The 17,296-nt window shown below is 40.9% G+C and carries 19 protein-coding genes and 1 pseudogene; 16 read left to right on the top strand and 4 right to left on the bottom strand.

What is annotated here, in order from left to right; translation table 11 throughout:
* Positions 1-75: 75 nt before the first annotated feature.
* From ACY8DX_RS11415 to ACY8DX_RS11400, 4 genes are all read left to right on the top strand, one after another.
* Complete coding sequence (locus ACY8DX_RS11415; protein WP_462405175.1) at positions 76-366, top strand: hypothetical protein; 291 nt, start codon at positions 76-78, stop codon at positions 364-366.
* A 159-nt stretch (positions 367-525) separates the two neighbouring features.
* Entirely contained in the window at positions 526-1,191 is a 666-nt protein-coding gene (locus tag ACY8DX_RS11410; protein WP_462405174.1) for a PspA/IM30 family protein, read from the top strand.
* A 46-nt stretch (positions 1,192-1,237) separates the two neighbouring features.
* A complete protein-coding gene (locus tag ACY8DX_RS11405; protein WP_462405173.1) occupies positions 1,238-1,759 on the top strand; it encodes an NfeD family protein in 522 nt (173 codons plus the stop codon).
* A gap of 10 nt (positions 1,760-1,769) precedes the next feature.
* Positions 1,770-3,305 (top strand): flotillin lipid rafts scaffold protein FloT, encoded by a 1,536-nt coding sequence (locus ACY8DX_RS11400; RefSeq protein WP_049670818.1) that lies wholly within the window; start codon positions 1,770-1,772, stop codon positions 3,303-3,305.
* 101 nt (positions 3,306-3,406) lie between these two features.
* On the opposite strand, the gene ACY8DX_RS11395 is transcribed toward ACY8DX_RS11400, so the two are convergent.
* Positions 3,407-3,670 carry an excalibur calcium-binding domain-containing protein gene (locus ACY8DX_RS11395; protein ID WP_439802866.1) on the bottom strand — a complete coding sequence of 88 codons (264 nt, stop codon included), beginning with the start codon at positions 3,668-3,670 and terminating at the stop codon, positions 3,407-3,409.
* Positions 3,671-4,091: 421 nt separating this feature from the next.
* A pseudogene (locus tag ACY8DX_RS11390) lies at positions 4,092-4,289 on the bottom strand (transposase); the annotation flags it as partial.
* 261 nt (positions 4,290-4,550) lie between these two features.
* Between ACY8DX_RS11390 and ACY8DX_RS11385 the strand changes: the two are divergent.
* From ACY8DX_RS11385 to ACY8DX_RS11375, 3 genes are all read left to right on the top strand, one after another.
* A complete protein-coding gene (locus tag ACY8DX_RS11385) occupies positions 4,551-4,739 on the top strand; it encodes a hypothetical protein (RefSeq protein WP_462405172.1) in 189 nt (62 codons plus the stop codon).
* Between the two features lie 210 nt (positions 4,740-4,949).
* A complete protein-coding gene (gene proB, locus ACY8DX_RS11380) occupies positions 4,950-6,074 on the top strand; it encodes a glutamate 5-kinase (protein ID WP_462405171.1) in 1,125 nt (374 codons plus the stop codon).
* Positions 6,067-7,314 (top strand): glutamate-5-semialdehyde dehydrogenase, encoded by a 1,248-nt coding sequence (locus tag ACY8DX_RS11375; RefSeq protein ID WP_462405170.1) that lies wholly within the window; start codon positions 6,067-6,069, stop codon positions 7,312-7,314. The genes proB and ACY8DX_RS11375 overlap by 8 nt, the downstream gene beginning before the upstream one ends.
* Positions 7,315-7,377: 63 nt before the next feature.
* Here the strand turns inward: ACY8DX_RS11375 and ACY8DX_RS11370 are convergent, their stop codons facing one another.
* Positions 7,378-7,536 carry a hypothetical protein gene (locus tag ACY8DX_RS11370; RefSeq protein WP_439802741.1) on the bottom strand — a complete coding sequence of 53 codons (159 nt, stop codon included), beginning with the start codon at positions 7,534-7,536 and terminating at the stop codon, positions 7,378-7,380.
* A gap of 910 nt (positions 7,537-8,446) precedes the next feature.
* Between ACY8DX_RS11370 and ACY8DX_RS11365 the strand changes: the two genes are divergently transcribed.
* On the top strand, positions 8,447-9,601 hold the full coding sequence (locus tag ACY8DX_RS11365; RefSeq protein WP_462405169.1) for a cyclically-permuted mutarotase family protein: 1,155 nt from the start codon (positions 8,447-8,449) through the stop codon (positions 9,599-9,601).
* Positions 9,602-9,717: 116 nt separating this feature from the next.
* Here ACY8DX_RS11365 and ACY8DX_RS11360 read toward each other — a convergent pair whose 3' ends face one another.
* The gene (locus ACY8DX_RS11360; protein WP_462405168.1) at positions 9,718-10,173 is read right to left on the bottom strand and encodes an OsmC family protein; all 456 of its coding nucleotides are present in this window, start codon (positions 10,171-10,173) and stop codon (positions 9,718-9,720) included.
* A 220-nt stretch (positions 10,174-10,393) separates the two neighbouring features.
* Here ACY8DX_RS11360 and ACY8DX_RS11355 point away from each other — a divergent pair, with 220 nt between their 5' ends.
* From ACY8DX_RS11355 to ACY8DX_RS11320, 8 genes are all read left to right on the top strand, one after another.
* Positions 10,394-11,347 carry a peptidylprolyl isomerase gene (locus ACY8DX_RS11355; protein ID WP_462405167.1) on the top strand — a complete coding sequence of 318 codons (954 nt, stop codon included), beginning with the start codon at positions 10,394-10,396 and terminating at the stop codon, positions 11,345-11,347.
* A 163-nt stretch (positions 11,348-11,510) separates the two neighbouring features.
* Complete coding sequence (locus ACY8DX_RS11350) at positions 11,511-12,086, top strand: nitroreductase family protein (protein WP_462405166.1); 576 nt, start codon at positions 11,511-11,513, stop codon at positions 12,084-12,086.
* Positions 12,087-12,225: 139 nt separating this feature from the next.
* Positions 12,226-12,804 (top strand): RBBP9/YdeN family alpha/beta hydrolase, encoded by a 579-nt coding sequence (locus ACY8DX_RS11345; RefSeq protein WP_462405165.1) that lies wholly within the window; start codon positions 12,226-12,228, stop codon positions 12,802-12,804.
* 28 nt (positions 12,805-12,832) lie between these two features.
* Positions 12,833-13,477, top strand: coding sequence for an SDR family oxidoreductase (locus ACY8DX_RS11340; protein WP_462405164.1), 645 nt, complete (start codon positions 12,833-12,835; stop codon positions 13,475-13,477).
* A 249-nt stretch (positions 13,478-13,726) separates the two neighbouring features.
* Entirely contained in the window at positions 13,727-15,133 is a 1,407-nt protein-coding gene (gene kamA, locus ACY8DX_RS11335; protein WP_462405163.1) for a lysine 2,3-aminomutase, read from the top strand.
* Positions 15,134-15,135: 2 nt separating this feature from the next.
* Complete coding sequence (locus ACY8DX_RS11330) at positions 15,136-15,417, top strand: YokU family protein (RefSeq protein WP_462405162.1); 282 nt, start codon at positions 15,136-15,138, stop codon at positions 15,415-15,417.
* Positions 15,418-15,615: 198 nt separating this feature from the next.
* On the top strand, positions 15,616-15,891 hold the full coding sequence (locus ACY8DX_RS11325; protein WP_462405161.1) for a hypothetical protein: 276 nt from the start codon (positions 15,616-15,618) through the stop codon (positions 15,889-15,891).
* Between the two features lie 232 nt (positions 15,892-16,123).
* On the top strand, positions 16,124-16,945 hold the full coding sequence (locus tag ACY8DX_RS11320; protein WP_462405160.1) for a Cof-type HAD-IIB family hydrolase: 822 nt from the start codon (positions 16,124-16,126) through the stop codon (positions 16,943-16,945).
* The last annotated feature ends 351 nt before the right edge of the window (positions 16,946-17,296 follow it).

Genomic DNA, 17,296 nt, shown 5'->3' with positions numbered 1-17,296 from the left:
CAGTGAGTAATAAGGGGCTAAATCTCTATGAGGTTTAGCTCTTTATTTTGAAAAATATTGTAAGGGCAGTGAGATATGAATATATTCATCATCATCTTTTCTCTTGTCGTTTCTGTATATGTGTCTGTTTTAATGCTGAAGAGAAACCATAAAAAATGGAGGGCATTATTGATTGCATTAGGAGTAAATACAGTATTATTAACAGCTATAACGTGGATTTTATTTATTTATAATGATGAAGCGAGATTGTTTGGTATCGGTCAAACAAATCTGTTGGAGCTTATTTTTTCTATCCCCATTATTACGTGGGTGAACTTTCTGATTCTCGAATTGGTAAAGAAGGAAAGGATAGGCATGAAGAAGTAAATGAACGTATTGATATGCCTATTTTCACAGGAAACGAGTTTATCTATTTCTCATTCTTATGAGTGGGCCTTTCGATGTGGGATTAATTTCTAAAATTTGAAACTTTTTAAAAATTCATCCGTAAAATAAGGTAAGATGATAAAGAGGGAGGATGATGAGATGTTTGAATTTTTTAAGCGAATGAAGACGATTGTTAATTCAGAGCTGTATGCTTTGATTGAGAAGGCTGAAGATCCAATCAAAATGGCCGACCAATATTTAAGGGAAATGAAGGCAGAGATTGATGAGGCGGAACGGACAACCGCTAAAGTCATGGCTGAAGAGAAATTGGCTAAGAGAAAGGTTGAGGATCTTAAGACATTGATTGAGAAGCGAAATACCCAAGCATTAGAAGCACTGAAGGAGGGGAAAGAAGAGCTTGCAAAGCAGGCTATTCAGCATAAGCTTGACCTTGGGGCAGAGCTTGCTTCCATGCAGAATCTCCAAAACCAAGCAACCCAAAATGTCCAATTGCTTCAAGAAAAGCTTCGGGAAATGTCGGCTGATTACCGTGAACTGCTGATTAAGCGAGATTCCTTGAAAACTAGGGCACTAGCTGCAAAAGCGCAAACAGCGATCAATCGCTCACTACAGACTGACACAAAGTCCTCTTCAAAGGAAGGCTTCTTGCGAATGGAAGAAAAGGTTCTAGAATATGAGGCTCTTGCGGAGGTAAGTGAGGAACTGAGAAATACCCAAGCTGATATTGACCGTGAATTTAAAAAAATGGAATCTGACAGGTTGATAGAAGCAGAAATGAAGGCTTTGCGCGATACGCTGAATTAAGATTTTTCATTAAAAGGATTTTACGGGAAATAGAGAGGTGTAGTCCATGGTTAACACTTTGCAGGATTTTTTCTTATATGGCGTTATCATCAGTACGGCTTTGACATTCATATTAGTCCTTTTTAATGATTTATTTGATGGACTTTTATTACCTCCATTTTTGAATCCTGTTCTGGTTCTCGCATTCTTTTCCATATTTTGTGGCATCGGTTACTTGTTTATTGCCTTTACTTCTATGTCACCTCTTCTTGCCACAATTTTTTCTGCCATTATCTCATTTATGATTGTTGCGTTTATTCATGTGTTTATTCTAGTTCCAGTCTCGACTGCACAAGAATCCTTGGTAATCACGGAGGAGGATTTGAAGGGAAGGCTTGGGAAAGTTATCATCTCCGTTCCAGAGGATGGATTCGGAGAAGTGCTCATCACGAGTAATAGCGGATCCTTTTCGAAGCCGGCTGTAAGCTTTGAGAAGGAACCCATTCCAGCTGATGCTGAGGTGCTGATCATTGATATACAAAATGGGGTTTTATATGTGAGCCCTTATGAAAATTCTAATTTAGGATAGGGGATTGAATATGACATTAATCTATATCGGTATAGGAATTATTGCTGTATTACTTTTAAGTTTTCTTGGCGTTTTCGTTACAAAATATAAGACGGCAGGGCCCGATGAAGCGCTGATTGTTACAGGCAGCTTCCTCGGCAGTAAAAATGTACATATTGATGAGTCAGGGAACCGAATCAAGATTGTACGCGGCGGCGGAACATTCGTGCTGCCTGTATTCCAGCAATCTGAGCCGCTCAGCCTATTATCAAGCAAGCTTGAGGTTTCCACTCCGGAAGTATATACCGAACAAGGCGTGCCGGTTATGGCTGATGGTGTCTCGATTATCAAAATCGGCAATACCATCTCAGAGATTGCCACAGCGGCTGAGCAATTCCTCGGCAAGACAAAAGAAGACAGGGAGCTCGAGGCAAGGGAAGTACTTGAAGGGCATCTGCGCTCCATCCTTGGTTCAATGACAGTAGAGGAGATTTACAAGAACCGAGAGAAATTTTCTCAGGAGGTTCAGCGTGTCGCCTCACAAGACTTGGCGAAAATGGGACTTGTGATTGTTTCCTTTACGATTAAGGATGTACGGGATAAGAATGGCTACTTAGAATCACTTGGTAAACCGCGTATCGCGCAAGTAAAGAGAGATGCAGATATTGCCACAGCTGAAGCGGACAAAGAAACACGGATTAAACGAGCGGAAGCGGCGAAGGAAGCAACAAAGGCCGAACTAGAAAGAGCAACAGAAATTGCGGAAGCAGAAAAGGTCAATCAGTTGAAGATTGCGGAGTTCCGCCGCGAGCAGGACAGCGCGAAGGCAAAAGCCGATCAGGCGTATGATCTAGAGACAGCTCGCTCCAAGCAAGAGGTTACAGAGCAGCAAATGCAAATCAAAATCGTTGAACGCCAAAAGCAGATTGAGCTAGAGGAAAAGGAAATCCTGCGTCGTGAAAAGCAATATGATTCCGAAGTGAAGAAGAAAGCGGATGCGGACCGTTATGCTGTTGAGCAGGCAGCCTCCGCAGAAAAAACGAAGCAGCTGACTGAAGCGGACGCAAATCAATACCGGATTGAGGCGATGGCGAAAGCAGACGCTGAACGCATTCGTTTGGATGGATTGGCGAAGGCCGAAGCCCAAAGAGCACAAGGTGTCAGTGAAGCTGAAATTATCCGACTTAAAGGGGTTGCCGAGGCGGAAGCGAAACAGAAAATTGCCGAGGCCTTTGAACAATTCGGTCAGGCAGCCGTTATGGACATGATTTTGAAAATGCTTCCTGAATATGCGAAGGAAGTGGCAAAACCGCTCAGCAGTATTGACAAGATTACCATTGTGGACACAGGCAGCGGCAGCGGAGCAACAAGCGGTGCTAACAAGGTCACTGGCTATGCCACGAATTTAATGGCTACCCTCCAAGAATCTTTGAAAGCCTCCTCTGGTATTGATGTAAAGGAATTACTGGAAAGCTTTGCTGGCAAGAATGCGGTAGCAGCCCCTAGAGTTAATTTGGAAGAGGAGCTGTTAAAGGGAGATTTGCCTGAAGTGAAAGGGTTAGATTAACCTGCGAAATAGTAAGCTGCATGTTTAAATGATAAAAATACATTTACGAAAAAAGAAGGTGGCTGCCACCCTTAACTTAGGGAAAAGCAGCTACCTTCTTTTTAACGTTCACAGGCTATGCCGTCTTTATCACGGTCCTTACTTTTATTTGCTTTATATAATTCTGCTGAAACTTTCGGCTTATATTTTGTTTTTCCACCCTTATTTTTTACTTTTGAAGACTTGGCCACGCCGCCCTTATAAACTTTATTTAATTCTGTACAGTTTTTATATGTTTTAGCCTTTGCTTCAGCGACTTCTACTGTACTAAATGAAAAACCTAAAATAATGGTAGAGGATAATAAGATTGCAGAGAATTTTTTCATCATTCATATTCCTTTCTATAATAAAATGAAAAGGTTATTTACTTATATGCATATCAATCTATCAGTGATGTAGTTTAATAGAGTCAGAAGCTTAACCAATCTATAATGCTAGAAGACGACGACAATGGTTGGAATATCTCCCCCCTCCTCTTTTTATGAATCTTTTGTCCTGATTTAATATTACCACACTTGATAAAATTTGGTAATACACTAATCTTTATGAACTACTTAGGAAATTCATATTCACTTGCATGATTGATTAATACCCTTGAAAAGGTATTGTTTCAGGTTCTGAAAGATAATCTCTTTAATAAGATTCATCTTTTTGAAATGGGTTCATAATTTTTATCGAGGGTAGAGAAATTTTGCACCTGTTCATGAAAGCTAAATCTAAGAAACTAGCGAGAGACCAGATTGGTTTCGTTTTACGCATAGAACAAATACCGAACATGTATTGGATGAAGGTCATTTTATTGAGGACAACAGGATCAATACTGGGGCGATCTCGTTCAGCCGAATAAGCATCCTCGAATAATGAGTAAACGAAGGAGAAATCAATGGCGGCTTCGACTTTCCGAACTAAATGGTTCTCGGGTACGAGTTTATCTAATGTAATCATTTCTAATTGTTCGGTTTTTAGAGGTATATGGTTAACATGTCATCATCACCTTGGATAAGAATCGGCAACCCTATAATACAAAATGAGGATATATCAGTTTTCTCTCTCCTATTTTCGGCAGAATTGGCGAGACTCCTGGGGAGAAGGAGGCAGGCTGATGACAGCTCTTGCCGAAGGCGAGCTGGCGAAAGCAGCTCCCCCACGGTTCGCTGAGTCCTTTCTGCCGAAAATAGCTTTAATGTCCATATAGTGTGCGAGAGTATGAAAAAATTACCTGTACATAATGATTTTTATACATGGTCAATCTCCCATAAAAATTCCTTCAAACCTGTTGACATTTCCAACACAACTTTCCATAATAAGAAGAAATATTATCCGAACGTTAACGGAGGATTAGTAACCTTGACGGAAGATCATTCGATTGAAAAGAGAGCGGGATTCACAGGCTGAAAGATCCTGCATGCTTGGTCTGACGGGGTGAACCTGCCTCCCGAGTCCCTTTAATCCAGGGCGCTTTTAGAGCGTTAACATAAATGAGCGGAATGCTGGTGACAGCATTCAAGTTAGGTGGTACCACGGAAATGAAGCCCTTTTCGTCCTTTCAAATAGATTGGATAGAAGAGGGCTTTTTTCTATTCAGCCAAAAAAGGAGTTATTCATATGTCAAAAAAACGGATTGTATTGAAGATTGGCAGCAGCTCACTCACCAATACAAAAGGTGAAATAGATGAACAAAAATTCATGGATCATATTATGGCGATTGTCGCCTTGCGCAGGATGGGTCATGAGGTCGTTTTGGTATCCTCAGGAGCGGTAGCAGCAGGCTTCCGTGCACTCGGTTATCCTGGCAGGCCGGTGACGCTGAAAGGAAAGCAGGCAGCAGCGGCTGTCGGGCAAAGCCTGTTGATCCAGAACTATATGCAGAAGCTCGGGAAATTTAACCTCACGCCTGCCCAGATCCTTCTGACAAGAAACGATTTTTCCATGAAGGAACGCTATAAAAATGCCTATTCCACAATGGAGGAATTATTGAGCAGGGGGATCATTCCCATCATTAACGAAAATGATACTGTATCGGTTGCGGAGCTGACATTTGGGGATAATGATATGCTCTCTGCTCTTGTCAGCGGTCTGATTCATGCAGAACAGTTAATCATCTTAACGGATATAAACGGAGTATATGATTCTAATCCTGGAAAGAACAAGGATGCGAAGCGGTTGGACTTCATTCATGAGGTCACCGATTCATTCTTATCCTTTGCGGAGGGTTCAGGGACGAAGATAGGCACCGGCGGCATGCTTTCTAAGCTGTTGGCGGCAAAGACCGCGAATTCCCTTGGGGTTCAAGTGTTCATTGGTTCAGGGCAGGGTGAGAATAAATTGCTTGATATCATTGCGGGACGCGGAGACGGCACCTATGTCGGAAAGGATTCTTTAAGTCCGTTGAAGAATACGAAACAATGGATTGCTTTCCACTCAGCCGTGACAGGAAGAATTTATGTTGATGAGGGAGCAGAGCTGGCCTTATTGAAAAAGGGAAGCAGTTTGCTTCCTGCAGGTATTCACCATATAGCAGGCACTTTTGAAAAAGGGGATGTCGTAGAGGTTCATGGGAATTCAGGGCTCCTTGGGAAAGGGGAAGTGCTATACCCTTCCTACATTCTAGAAAGAATGATGGGGAAACACAGCACAGAGCTTGCTTGCGGAACGAATATGAGCATGGAAATCATCCATCGCGATCAATGGGTGACAATACCGAAAGAGAGGAAGATAATCAATGAGTGAGGTAAGGGAGAAGGGGAAAATCGCCAAAGAAGCAAGCTTTGCATTGCTGAATGCTACGACCAAAGAAAAAAATGAAGCCTTACGACTGATTGCTGATAAGCTATTGTCTGAAAAGGACTATTTGATTCAAGAAAATATCCGGGATCTGCAGGCAGGAAAAGAGGTTGGGTTAACAGAGTCGGTACTGGACCGGATTATGCTGAATGAAAAACGGATTGAAGATATGTCCGCTGCCATACAGCTGTTGATTGAAATGAAGGACCCAATCGGTGAGGTTCTAGAAACAATCAAAAAAGAAAATGGGCTTTTCATTCAAAAGAAGGCTGTTCCAATCGGTGTCATCGGAATGATTTATGAAGCCAGACCGAATGTAACCGTTGATGCGGCAACACTCGCCTTGAAGACAGGGAACGCCGTTGTGCTTCGCGGAAGCTCATCCGCACAGTATTCCAACCAAGCACTTGTCAAGGTCATTCACAAGGCATTATCCCAATCAGCCATCACGCCTCTTAGCATTCAGTTAATAGAGGACACAAGCCGGGAGACAGCGAAAGAGCTGTTCACCATGAATGAATACCTCGATGTTCTTATTCCGCGCGGGGGTAAAAAATTAATTGAAACGGTTGTAAGGGAATCAACCGTGCCTGTACTGGAAACAGGGGCGGGTAATTGTCATCTATTCATTGACCGCACAGCCTCATTTGAGATGGCCTCTCGTATTGCCATCAATGCCAAGACGCAAAGGCCGAGTGTGTGTAATGCGATTGAATCCATTTTGATTGAGAAGGAATGGTTCTCAATCCACGGTGAGGCATTGCTAAAAGAGCTTCACGAGCATGGAGTCACCATCTATGGAGATGAAAAAGTGTGTCAGGCATTTCATCCCGCAAAACAAGCTGGTGAAGAAGACTGGGAGACAGAATACCTTGGCCTTGAGATAAGTATTAAGACGGTTTCAGATGTGAAGGAAGCCATAAATCACATCAATCGGTATGGAACGAAGCATTCAGAAGCTATCATTAGCGAAGATAAACAAAATGCTGAGATTTTCATGAATTTAGTCGACGCAGCAGCCGTCTACCATAATGCCTCAACCAGGTTTACGGATGGATTTGAATTTGGCTACGGGGCTGAGATCGGCATCAGCACACAGAAGCTGCATGCACGTGGACCGATGGGATTGAAGGCTTTAACCTCAAGCAAATTTTATCTATACGGAGAAGGTCAAATCCGAGTGTAAGAAGAGGAGAGAGCCGGTTCTATAGGGAATCGGCTCTTCTTCTTTTGAGATGAAAAATGGCTTCTAATCACGCATGGCTCCTGCCTCTCGAGAAGTCATTGCCCCCACTCCTGCTGCTACATCCTTTTTGATTTGTTGTTTAACCTTTTGTGGATCAGTTCCTGAAAAGCCAGGTTCCGTGATAGAGCCAGTATTCTTGTTTACTTGTTTATTCTGTTGCATAAGTTCCTCCTTCATTTTTGGCTTAACATTAGTATTATTTCAATAAACTCTCTGAGTATCCTATAGACTTGAGTTGTTTTGCTGGATGGAAGCGGGGAACCTGTTTAGGTAAAAAAGGGATTATGATTTTATCACTAGGAAGTTCGGCGCTTTAAAGATGGAATTTTTTTTCGAAATTTAAAATAATGAAGAAGATTATTTACAAAGTCTTGTTTAGTTGGTATATTTTTACTTGTAAGAGCGATTAATGATTATAGAGAGGAGTGAATATTCAATTGAAATATAAATAGCAGCCCTGCACTATTTTACGCAAAAAAATAATTCTCAATTAAAACGAATGTACTTATGTAATAACCTTTATCATGATCATCCTCTTGTATAAGACTCAAGCCCTTTAGTAGCTAGCTAGAAAACATGAAAATCATAAAGGGTAGCCAATCTCAATCTCACCATCCTCATAATCCGGTAATGACAGACTTTGCTCGTATAATAATGATAGACCAGCAAACGTTATGAACCTCAAAAAACCCACATATCAAATCATATGGCAATAAATGATTCCATCCCCCCATATCAGTCATAACATCACTTAAGTTCCTTGCATAAAAAATTTTACGAACCATGATAAGAAAGAATACGAACGAAGCGGAGATAAAAAGTCCCTAACAGTTCAAAAGTTTGCATTCTGAAACAACCACTAGTAAGTAACAGAAGCTAATGGCATAGCCATGATTAATTATCTCCTGGCCAGAGAGTGATAGCGATTTCAAACGAGTGTTTGATTTTGATTTTTTTGAGAACGAGGGTTATGACTTCGAGGGGAAAGGCCCATAAAGCTAGATAATAATATTTTATACCGTGAAGTCAGGCAAGTAATGGAAATATTTTATATTTGAGAGGAGAGTCTGTTATGAAAAAATTTTTAGTAGCAATGATGGCCATGATGCTTATGCTGATTGGTCTAAACGAAATGAAGATAGACGAATCGAGCGCATTTGGAAAGGCAAAATCCGTGAAAAAAATAGCATGGGAGCATGCAGGAGAATTAGAGGCCCAAACAGGATTTGAAAAAAATATAGGGACTGCAGGGATGTTATCGGGCTCTTATAAGGATTATGTCATTACTGGAGGCGGAGCCAATTTTCCTTATGAGTCGGTATTAAATGGAGGTGTGAAGCAGCATTATTCCGATATATATGTACTTAAAAAAGAAAAAGACAAACTAACGATGGTTCAACATACGAATCTTGATTATGAGATAGGATATGGTTCGTCCATAACAACTAATGAAGGAGTCTACTATATTGGGGGAAGTCCGGATCAAGAACGTGCGAATGATATTGCGTTATTTACTATAGATAAAAATAAAAAATTAAAAGTGAAAAAAATAGGAGATTTACCCTTTACGATAAGCGACGGGATCGCGGTGGAGAAAAACGGAAAATTATATATTGGACTTGGTAAACAGAATGGGACAGGGAGTAATAAATTATATGAATATGATGTCAAAACATCTAAGACGAAAGAATTAGCACCGATGCCAGGTGAAAGTGTAAGAAATCAAAGTGTAGCCCAATTATTAAATGGAGATCTCTATGTATTTAGCGGTGGCGGGTCTGTTGCCTATACAGATGGATATAAATATAATATTAAAACGAATTCATGGTCAAAAGTTTCTTCTGTAACGGTAGGGGATAAACAACTTTCTTTATTAGGCGCCAATTCAGTGAAATTAAACAATGATGAAATGGTGGTAATAGGAGGATTTAATAAAGAAGTATATGATGACGCAACGAAAAATTTAACTACTTTACAGGGAGAAGAATTACAAGCGTTTAGAGAGGCCTATTTTACAGCCGATCCGTATGAATTTAATTGGAATAAAGATATATTAATCTATAATGCAAAAAAGAACACATGGAGATCAGTAGGTAAGGTTCCCTTTGATGCACCTTGTGGTGAAGGGTTAGTTTTAATGGGGAACATGATTTATTCGATAAATGGTGAAATAAAACCGGGAGTAAGGACGAATGCCATTTATTCGGGAACCATAGCTTATAAGTAACTTTTTAAAAAGAAAATGGGAGTCTTATTGTCCTGATTGATTGGCTGGAAGTCTTTTATTCCAGCCACTTTATTTGTGCAGTAAAATGATGCAGAAGCAAACAAAAAAGCCGTCTTTTAGATAGAGGCGGCTTTCTTGATGGTCACCTCGAGTTGCAGTTCCACATTTCCCATAATTGCCCTGCTGATCATGCAGGATTTCTCTGCTTTCTCAGCTAGTCTTCTGGTGAGATCAATTTCATTCTCAGAGGAAGAGGCCTTTAAGGTGATGGTCGGACGATGAATAATTTTCTTATAGGTAAATATGCCATTGGTGACATCGACAACACCGACAGATTCCATCGTCAAATCTTCTTTCTCAATCTTGCTGCGTTCCAGCATCGCTGCTAGGGTGATAATGTAGCAGGTTGATGCGGCGCCTAGCAGCATTTCGTCTGGGTTTGTCCCTATGCCGGGACCATCCATTTCAGCTGGGATGGAGATGTTGGTTTTTAAGTTTCCTGCCTCGATTGTACCTGAATCATTTCGCAGACCAGGCCAATGAGCTTTTAAATGAAAATGGTGTTCAGCCAAACTAATTCCTCCTAATAATAACGACTATGTTTATTTTACCTTATCTTGGTATTCAGAGAGGAGGATATTGCCCGTTAGTGGAATAATCCTGTCTATTTCTACACAATATAAATAAGTCGAAAATATTTTTCAAATTATATTTACCATTTGACATATAGCTGACACATTATATGATTATAGTAACACCATAGAAAACACATTGTGATAGGAGTTATCAAACATGTCGAACGAGCAAAACAAGGATCAGAACGAACAACAAGAAGAGCTTGTTGTAGAGGAAAAAGCACCGAAGAAGAAAAAGAAAATGAGCAAGAAAATGATTGCGGGTATTACAACATCCGTTGTTCTTGTTGCAGCTATAGCCGGTGGTGCTTATGCGTATGTGAAATCACAAACGGTAGCATCGGTTGATGGCGAACGAATTACAAAGGAAGAGTTATACGATTCTTTAGTAAACGTATACGGTTCCGCTGCGGTAGACAATCTAGTCACGAAAGTGGTTATTGATAAAGAAGCAGATAAACGAGATATTAAAGTGAAAAACAGTGAAATCAACGATGAAGTGGCCGTATATGAAGAAAACTATGGCGGTGAAGAAGGATTGAAGTCCGCCTTAGAAGCAAGCGGACTAACATTGGCTGATTTGAAAGAGGATATTGAAACGAATATCAAAATTGAAAAATTAATGGCAAAAGATATTGAGATCACAGATGATGAAGTAAAAGCCTATTATGAAGAAAACAAAGATGACTATGATACAGCAGAATCTATTGAAGTAAGTCATATCCTAGTTGAAGACAAAGAAACAGCGCAAAAAGTACTTGATAAGCTGGAAGCTGGGGAAGATTTCGCTGATTTAGCGAAAGAATATTCTACTGACGAATCCACTGCTAAAAATGGCGGTGAACTCGGCTTCATTAAATCAGGTGAAATGGTAGAAGAGTTTGAAAAGGCGGCATTTGCCCTTAAAGTTGGCGAAATTAGTGATATCGTCAAAACAGACTATGGCTACCACATCATCACAGCTACTGATTATAAAGAAGCAAAAGAATCCACCTATGAAGAGTCTAAAGAAGATGCAAAAGAAGCTGCTTTAGCTGCGAAAATTTCTTCGGAATACAGCTCATGGGTTGAAGAACTAAAAACAGAATATGATATTCAAAAAAACATCTAAAAATGAAAGCTGGATAGCGGAGGCTAATCAACAGGGCCGCTTATCCGGCTTTTTTGTATGGATGAATAAAAATAGGCTGAAGTTTTTGATAATTCGCTTTTAAATGTATATATTTGTATTGGTGCTTTTCAAAAAAGGGAAGTAATTGATGGGAGAGAGAAGGATGGAATTATTCGAAGCAATTAAGACAAGGAGAAGTATCGGCAAGGTTAAAGGGGATCCTGTTCCAAAGGAATTAATTGAGCAGGTTATTGAAGCCGGAACATGGGCGCCATGTCATCATAGAACAGAACCGTGGCGATTTGTCGTTCTTGAGGGAGATGGACGGAACAAGCTGCGTGATGCGTTAACGGCCTCTCTTCAAGCTAGTATGGATGATCCTCATACGGAGGAAAATCAAGCAAGGCTTGAGAAAATCAGCAAGCAGCCATACCGGGCACCTGTGATTATCGTCACGGCAGTTGAGCCGGTTGAAAACGATAAGGTCATTAGGGAAGAAGAATTTGCCGCTGGTCATGCGGCTGTTCAGAATATGCTGCTTGCTGCCCATGCTTTAGGACTTGGGGCAGTTTGGCGGACGGGCAAGCCGCTTTATACACGAACAATGTGTGAGGCTTTCGGACTCAGTGAAAAAGGAGCCGTTACTGGATTTCTTTATATCGGCTATCCGGACATGACTCCAGCTCCTGCGAAAAGAAAGACCGTCGATGAAGTAACAGAATGGCACAGCGAAGGATGAACCATCAATAAAGGAAACCCTATTCACTGTCTTTTAGACATGGATAGGGTTTTTTATTTGAACAAAATAGGGAATATGAATAGACATAAAATATATTAATCTGATAAACTTAGTATGAAATAAAAAGGAGGGTCATGATATGACTGAAAGCTACTTAATTTTACACGGACTTGGCGGAAGCGGGCCGGAACATTGGCAATCCTGGCTCAGCCATGAACTGGTGAAAGAAGGGAAGACGGTCTATTATCCGACCCTGCCGGATTATGACCATCCGAAATTATCGGATTGGCTTGATGAGTTGGATAGAACCTTCCGAAGGATCGGAACAGATGAGAGGTTAACGGTCATCGCTCACAGCCTTGGCTGTATTCTTTGGCTGCATTATCGAAAACAAATACTCCCTGGGATCGTGAACCGTGTGGTGCTCGTGGCACCGCCATCCCCTTATTATAAGCATGAATGTATCCAAGCGTTTTTCCCTCTGGACTTTAAGGGTATAGAGAAAGATCAGCCTTTTGCCGATACATTGCACATTCAATCGACGAATGATCCGTATTGTTCAGTCGAGGAGAGCCGATATTTCAGCCAAATGGGCATTCCGCAGAAAATTGTGCTGAATATGGGACATATCAATGTAGATTCAGGCTATGGCCCATGGCCTTGGATTCTCGATTATTGTCTGAAAGAGAATGAGGCGAAACTCATGCGAGAAGGCTGATTATTACACGTGAACAGGAGCTGAGCATGTGAAAGTATTAGTAGTTGGTGCGAACGGACAAATTGGCCAAAAAGTGGTTAAACTTATACAGGAATCTGAGGAACATTCTCCTGTGGCAATGGTCAGGAAGAATGAGCAGAAGGAAAGTCTCGAGAAAGAAGGAATCGATGCTGTGCTGGCTAATCTTGAGGATAGTGTGGATGAACTAGCTAAAGTCCTTCAAGGAGTGGAGGGCGTCATCTTTACTGCCGGCTCAGGAGGCAGTACAGGCGCTGATAAAACCTTGCTGATTGATTTAGACGGTGCCATCAAAATGATGGAAGCATCTGAACAGGCTGGTGTGGAGCGTTTCGTACTGATAAGCGCAATTGGTGCTGATAAGCGAGAGAATTGGAGCGAGGAAATCAAGTCTTATTATGTTGCCAAGTATTACGCTGACAAAGCACTCGAACAAAGCAAATTAAATTATACAATCATCCGTCCGGGCGCGCTCATAAATGAACCTGGAACAGGAAATGTGTGGGCGGGAACGGATTTCGAATATGGCAAAATTCCTAGAGAGGATGTGGCTCGTACGGTAGTTGCGTCCCTGACAGCTGAATCGACATACAGAAAAGCGTTTAATCTGATTTCTGGTGATACAAAAATTGATGAAGCCGTGAAAAATCTTTAATCCTCTGGGGAGGCTGACCTTTATGGGCAGCCTTTTTTGATTTGAGTTTTAAATTCTTAATTGAAATATGGAAGGAATAACCTTATTCATTCTGCCTTCGCCGTCTTTTTCAAGGCCATGTAAAAGTAGGTCTAAAGAAAGCTTTTCCATCTTTCTTGTGAGTCATATACACATTTGCCCAACTGCTCTCATATAGATAGTAAAAAAGAGAGAAAATATTTGTCCTGCAAATATGGGGAGGTATCGTGTATGAAATATGATTTGTACAAACCAACGCGGCACTGGAAGGATATTGAGCTCTGGAAGGATGTTACAGAGGAGCAATGGAATGACTGGATCTGGCAGCTGACCCATACGATCAAGACCTTGGAGGATTTAAAGAAGGTCATTAATCTCACACCTGAGGAAGAAGAGGGAGTCCGCATCTCGACGAAGACGATTCCCCTGAATATAACTCCTTATTATGCATCATTAATGAATCCGGATAATGAACGATGTCCAGTGCGCATGCAATCAGTCCCGATTGGAAAGGAATTATATAAAACGCCGTATGACCTGGAGGACCCGCTTCACGAGGATGAGGATTCGCCCGTGCCTGGTTTGACGCACCGCTACCCGGACAGGGTTTTATTTTTGGTGACGAATCAATGTTCCATGTATTGCCGATATTGCACGAGAAGGAGATTCTCCGGCCAAATTGGAATGGGCGTACCAAAGAAGCAGTTAGACCAAGCGATAGGCTATATCCGCGAAACCCCGGCTGTGAGGGATGTGCTTATTTCCGGTGGAGATGGATTATTAATCAATGATAGTATCCTTGAATATATTTTGAAGAATTTACGAGCCATACCGCATGTCGAGATTATACGAATCGGTACCCGTGCTCCTGTTGTGTTTCCACAACGGATTACGGAGAATCTATGCAATATCCTGAAAAAGTATCATCCGGTTTGGCTGAATACCCATTTTAATACATCGATCGAAATTACGGAGGAATCAAAGAAGGCCTGTGAAATGCTCGTGAATTCAGGAGTGCCGGTCGGCAACCAGGCGGTTATCCTTGCAGGCATCAATGATAGTGTCCCAATTATGCGCAAGCTCATGCATGATCTCGTCAAAATAAGAGTAAGGCCGTATTATATTTATCAATGTGATTTATCTGAAGGCATTTCCCATTTCAGGGCACCAATCAGCAAGGGACTTGAGATTATTGAAGGATTGAGAGGACATACGAGCGGATATGCTATTCCAACATTCGTCGTGGATGCACCTGGCGGCGGCGGAAAAATATCACTCCAGCCGAATTATATCCTTTCTCAATCACCAGATAAGACGGTTCTCAGGAATTATGAGGGAGTCATTACTACCTATCCAGAGCCAGAATCTTATACGGCGGGAACAGCAGATGGGTATTTTCAGGAAATCTACGGTACGTATGAGGAAGACCGCGGCGATGGCGTCCTAGGCTTATTGCATGATAAGCAGTTTAATCTCGTACCAAAGAACCTCCCGCGTTATGAAAAAAGGGAAACCTATGAACAGGCACCTGATCATGCTTCCTTGAAGGACAGACGTGAAAAGCGGGATGAGTTAAAGGAGAAAAAATATAAAGCGCAGCAAAAGCCCGGTCTAGCAACGAATGAAGGCGGGGAATAAGGATGAGCCAAATCTGCCTATGGTGTGAAGAAGCTGGAGCAAGCCTAATAACAGACACGGTTTATTGGGAGCTGCCTGATGGAACCAATACTGTCCAAATAACGGAGGTTCCCTCCATAAGTTGCGCAAAATGCGGCATGATTTATCAAACAGATGAACAGGTGAAGGAAATTGAGGATCAGCTTTTTTTGATTGATACGGATAAGCTTGAGAAAAGCCTGACCTACAACGAGCTGATGAATAAACCAAGATTGTTAAAGCGAAATTATTTTGATTTTGGTTGAGGAATATATTCACCCTTTAAATCAAGCTTCAAACCTCTTAAGAAGAGGTTTGAAGCTTTTTTTGCTTTAGCTGTTTTCTAAAAGATTGTTGCTTTTAGAAATAATGTTGTAATAATTTGCTAAAATGGGAGTATAAAAGCATTGTTTTTAGCTTCAACAATAGTACTACCGTCAAAATGAATATGGAGGTAGAAATTTATGAAACAAATCGTTTTAGCATTTTCTAGTTTGTTGATTTTGGTAGTGAGTGGCTGTAACTACTTCTCTGAACCGAAAATTTCCGAGAAGGAAGCACAATCAATCGTGTTAAAAGCACACACTAGTCACATTGGTAATGCAAAAATTAAATCAATTAGTCACCAAGGCAATGAGTATATGGTTAAATGGGAAAATGAAGAAAACTGCGAGAATGGAACCGACTATGTTAATGACCAAAATGGTGAGATAACAAAAGGGGAAACTGCCATATGTTAGTTTGATTTTATCGCTTGAGGAGACCTTTTATTTTGAGGTTTTCTTCATCCTTTGTATCTTGATATTAAGTAAATCGATGTTTTTCATGTTCAATTTAAAAAGATAACACCGCCAAATATTGTTATATTGCCTGTATAAAAGCTTGTTTTAGAGAAAAATGATTTTTATTCATCCCTTTTGACGTGATTTATAGTACCATAATGATATTGTGCTATAAGAAAGGGATGACAGCATGACTTACAAAATGATTGTGTTAGATTTAGATGATACGTTACTTCGAGATGACCAAACCATCTCACCTCGTACGAAGCAAGCATTGATGGATGCCCAGGAGAGGGGAGTGAAGGTCGTTCTCGCTTCAGGACGTCCGACATTTGGCATGCAGCATATCGCTGAAGAGCTCTCGTTAGCTGAATACGGAAGCTATATCCTCTCCTTTAACGGAGGAAAAATTATCAATTGTAAGACACGTGAAGAAATCTTCAGCAGTACACTCCCGCATGAAGAGGTGCACGGCCTCTATGATCTTAGCCGCAGAGAGGGCGTTCATATTCATACGTATGTAGGTGATGAAATCGTCACAGAGGATGATAACGAGTTCACCAGCATTGAATCTGAATTAACAGGGCTGCCGATAAAGGTTGTAGATAGCTTCAAAGAAGCCGTAAGCGAGCCGGTTGTGAAAGCCTTAATGGTCTATGAACCGGAAAAGCTAAAGCTTGTAGAAACGATGCTCCAAGAGGAATTGAATGGACAATTCAGCATCATGCGCTCCAAACCATACTTCTTGGAATTCACTGAGCTTGGCGTAACGAAAGGGACAAGCTTAAAGCAATTGATTGACGCGTGCGGAATTAAACGCGAGGAAGTGATTGCGATTGGAGACAGCTATAATGACCAGGAAATGATTGAATTCGCTGGCCTTGGCGTAGCGATGGGCAATGCAAATGACGATATTAAAGCCATAGCCGATTATGTAACGGATACGAACATGAATGATGGAATCGCTAAGGTGGTTGAGGAGTTTATCTTTACTACATCTGTTTTGGTTTAATCGATTCTCACTCATATTAATCGCATACAAGAATGATAGGATGATTTCTCTTATGGAGGAATCATCCTTTTGTTTATGTACATGATCATGATTGTGTGAATAAATAAAAATATTGATAGATGGGACATGAAAAAAACGATTGGATTCATAGAGAAACTGCTGTAGTAAATTTGCGAAAAGCACAGTATAAGCCTATAAATAAAAAAAATGAATATTTTTTTTGGCTATATTCTATTGATTATAAGCCTTTATTTCACTGGTATTTTTAATAAATATGATATTTCTGAATAGAGGTGGGTAGTCACTAATGAAAAATAAGGATTAGGGTACGGGTTTTGAGGTTTGTTGCAT

Source organism: Gracilibacillus sp. Marseille-QA3620 (assembly GCF_054950035.1).
This window is presented reverse-complemented; position numbering and strand designations above follow the sequence as displayed.

What these genes read in the sequence shown, in the direction of transcription:
- ACY8DX_RS11415 (WP_462405175.1), top strand. Translation starts at nt 76, where the DNA reads ATGAATATATTCATCATCATCTTTTCTCTTGTCGTTTCTGTATATGTG.
- ACY8DX_RS11410 (WP_462405174.1), top strand. Translation starts at nt 526, where the DNA reads ATGTTTGAATTTTTTAAGCGAATGAAGACGATTGTTAATTCAGAGCTG.
- ACY8DX_RS11405 (WP_462405173.1), top strand. Translation starts at nt 1,238, where the DNA reads ATGGTTAACACTTTGCAGGATTTTTTCTTATATGGCGTTATCATCAGT.
- ACY8DX_RS11400 (WP_049670818.1), top strand. Translation starts at nt 1,770, where the DNA reads ATGACATTAATCTATATCGGTATAGGAATTATTGCTGTATTACTTTTA.
- ACY8DX_RS11395 (WP_439802866.1), bottom strand. Translation starts at nt 3,670, where the DNA reads ATGAAAAAATTCTCTGCAATCTTATTATCCTCTACCATTATTTTAGGT.
- ACY8DX_RS11385 (WP_462405172.1), top strand. Translation starts at nt 4,551, where the DNA reads ATGAAAAAATTACCTGTACATAATGATTTTTATACATGGTCAATCTCC.
- proB (WP_462405171.1), top strand. Translation starts at nt 4,950, where the DNA reads ATGTCAAAAAAACGGATTGTATTGAAGATTGGCAGCAGCTCACTCACC.
- ACY8DX_RS11375 (WP_462405170.1), top strand. Translation starts at nt 6,067, where the DNA reads ATGAGTGAGGTAAGGGAGAAGGGGAAAATCGCCAAAGAAGCAAGCTTT.
- ACY8DX_RS11370 (WP_439802741.1), bottom strand. Translation starts at nt 7,536, where the DNA reads ATGCAACAGAATAAACAAGTAAACAAGAATACTGGCTCTATCACGGAA.
- ACY8DX_RS11365 (WP_462405169.1), top strand. Translation starts at nt 8,447, where the DNA reads ATGAAAAAATTTTTAGTAGCAATGATGGCCATGATGCTTATGCTGATT.
- ACY8DX_RS11355 (WP_462405167.1), top strand. Translation starts at nt 10,394, where the DNA reads ATGTCGAACGAGCAAAACAAGGATCAGAACGAACAACAAGAAGAGCTT.
- ACY8DX_RS11350 (WP_462405166.1), top strand. Translation starts at nt 11,511, where the DNA reads ATGGAATTATTCGAAGCAATTAAGACAAGGAGAAGTATCGGCAAGGTT.
- ACY8DX_RS11345 (WP_462405165.1), top strand. Translation starts at nt 12,226, where the DNA reads ATGACTGAAAGCTACTTAATTTTACACGGACTTGGCGGAAGCGGGCCG.
- kamA (WP_462405163.1), top strand. Translation starts at nt 13,727, where the DNA reads ATGAAATATGATTTGTACAAACCAACGCGGCACTGGAAGGATATTGAG.
- ACY8DX_RS11330 (WP_462405162.1), top strand. Translation starts at nt 15,136, where the DNA reads ATGAGCCAAATCTGCCTATGGTGTGAAGAAGCTGGAGCAAGCCTAATA.
- ACY8DX_RS11325 (WP_462405161.1), top strand. Translation starts at nt 15,616, where the DNA reads ATGAAACAAATCGTTTTAGCATTTTCTAGTTTGTTGATTTTGGTAGTG.
- ACY8DX_RS11320 (WP_462405160.1), top strand. Translation starts at nt 16,124, where the DNA reads ATGACTTACAAAATGATTGTGTTAGATTTAGATGATACGTTACTTCGA.